2 protein-coding genes are annotated in these 1,922 nt (G+C 35.9%); both read right to left on the reverse strand.

Annotated features, from left to right (window positions below; all coding sequences use genetic code 11):
- Positions 1–132: 132 nt before the first annotated feature.
- On the reverse strand, positions 133–573 hold the full coding sequence (locus tag E1176_RS01755) for a hypothetical protein (RefSeq protein WP_155208857.1): 441 nt from the start codon (positions 571–573) through the stop codon (positions 133–135).
- Between the two features lie 269 nt (positions 574–842).
- A complete protein-coding gene (locus E1176_RS01760; protein WP_155208858.1) occupies positions 843–1,454 on the reverse strand; it encodes a hypothetical protein in 612 nt (203 codons plus the stop codon).
- Between the last annotated feature and the right edge of the window lie 468 nt (positions 1,455–1,922).

The following is a 1,922-nucleotide window of genomic DNA, read 5'->3' on the forward strand; positions in this document are numbered from 1 at the left end:
GTGCCAATTAGAGGTGCAAACTCTGAAATTTGTTGCCAGTAGTATTCCGTGAATGTTAATAGAAGCAATGGAATCGAAAGATACATGGATAGTCGAATTCTTCTGGTAATTTTAGATTCTTCCATAATTCAATTATTCAAGAATTACTTTATTCCAGTAGTTTATAGCAATCTCTACCAAATCATCAACATCAATTTTGCTTTTATCTTCAAAATGAACTTCAAGCCTTGATACATCAAAGCCCTTGGAAAAGCCACTGCTGATGGCACCTCCATGTACTCGAGTTTCAATTATTTTTACTTTCTGTCTACTAAGATTCTTGTGCTTAAAGCTATTTACAAGATCATGATGTATTTTCATTTCTTGACACTGCTCATACACCGTCTTGCGAAATTGTTCCTTCGTTAAAGTAATATCAGATTGTTTCTTTTCCTCATATACCCAGTCAATTAAATGCCATGCATCCGAACAGGTTTGCTCAGCTAATGAAATGTTTAACTCATCCTGTTTTAATAACTCAAAGTTATTTTTAAGCTGTAATAGTCGGTCTTTTGAGTTTTCAATTCCAAACATCTTCGTGTTATAAGATATTGTGCATAACATACGTGTGTAGCATTTATACCGCAACCGTACTTAATTGAGGTGAAAGTAATATTTTTTGTGTTTTGCACCAAGCGGCAAAGTTTTGGCTTAACTCTACAACAGAGCTGCGCACTGCAAAATAGATCCAGTGAGTACTACAGTTCATAGCCAAGTACTCAAACAAAGGATGAATGGACCATCAGCAGTCACAGACCAGCAAAGTATTTAAGCATTGCGTTGATAGGCATTGTTATGCGTAGTTATCTTGTTCCAGTGAGCATGGCATATTTGCTTAATACCGACCGTTCATAAGTAATAATTTGGTTCTCAAATGTTATCAGAGTACCTACACTTGCTATAGCAGGAGAGTTTTTAAAGAAAAGTTCTAGTTCGTTATACTCTGCCCCTAGTTCAGGTATAATATGCTCAAATCTATTTGACGTAATGTCATTAAGTTTATTAACATAGTTGTTCAAAAGTTTTTTTATCCTTTCTCCATTCCTCTGGGTCAACATATAATTGTTTTGTTGATCGATTGATGATAAATTTTGCTCGGATATACCCTTGAGTTCGGATTTTACTTCAGTAAGGGATGAGAATAATTCATCTGTCATTTGGATAACTTTTTTCCCACTCTCAACAATCTCTAAATCGACACTTCTGTTTCCTTTATTTTTAACTTCTTGCTGTATTCTCTTCATTAGGTTTTTGTTTTCGTACCTCAAATCATTTACAGCTTCACCAAAATTAGTCGTGACATAATTCATCTTTTCAAGAATCAGGTCATTGGAGGGATTACTTTTTTTATCCCCTGGATAACAGGAGGTTAGTAAACCTAATAATGTTAGGATAATAAATTTTCTAGTGTTCATGCTAGTGAATTATAATTTGTTTGATCTCTAATTTTGTATAACGCCCCTAAATTGCGAGTTTGTTTACTTTGCTCAAGGCATAAAACTAGCACGTATTGGGTTTAGAACCTAGTTCAGCCACAAGCAGCTTGAAACCCCATCCTTATAAGTAGTCCACTACAAGTTAAGAGATGAAAGTGGATGTGAAATGCTACCCAAAACGTGCGGGCTTGAAGCTTGCCCGACTCCTGGCGGGCACCAAAGTATTTAAGGACTTCGCACGGTGAAGTCCAAATGCGCTCTTACCGAATGTTAGCACCACTAATTTAACAGGTAACCTATCGATATCTGAAATGTTCTGTTAACGAACTTAGCTTCTTTACCAGTTCTATTACCATTAACATCACTTAATTCCACAGGTTCAATTACAGAAGTTAAACCATGAGTATATCTGAGTCCAGCAAGAAACTTTTCGGCCAAATTCACGCT

Source organism: Fulvivirga aurantia (genome assembly GCF_009711475.1).
GTDB lineage: Bacteria > Bacteroidota > Bacteroidia > Cytophagales > Cyclobacteriaceae > Fulvivirga > Fulvivirga aurantia.